A 324-nucleotide genomic window follows, 5' to 3' on the forward strand; every position below is an offset into this window, starting at 1 on the left:
CTTTGGCATCTTGCCTTGTCCTGCGCGCCGAAGAGCGCGTGCGGCAGGTGTTTGATGCTCATGAAGCATTGAGAATGTCGCGGCTAGTGCGTGGCGCCCGCCATGCGCTTGCCGGGATCGCTTCCAGAAGACACGCTCGGCCGGTGTTCTGCATCGGCAGGCGTTCTGTGTTCCTTCACAAGTGAATCTGGAATTGGTCAGTAGTTTTGAGAAATAGGTATCTGAGCGCGTCGATGCAGCGCCGACCAACTCATGCAGGACATGTCTTATCGAAGCGCGGTTTGATCCTGCGTGCGGCTGGTGGCGGCTGTGATTGAAAGACTA

General features: G+C 56.8%; 1 protein-coding gene. It reads left to right on the forward strand.

The genetic code is table 11. The annotated features are described in order from the left end of the window. Nucleotides 1-185 (forward strand): hypothetical protein (locus tag D9599_RS31870; protein ID WP_232481154.1); only part of this gene is annotated, 185 nt, incomplete at its 5' end. Between the last annotated feature and the right edge of the window lie 139 nt (nt 186-324).

This window comes from Roseomonas sp. KE2513, assembly GCF_016107305.1.
Taxonomy (GTDB): domain Bacteria; phylum Pseudomonadota; class Alphaproteobacteria; order Acetobacterales; family Acetobacteraceae; genus Roseomonas.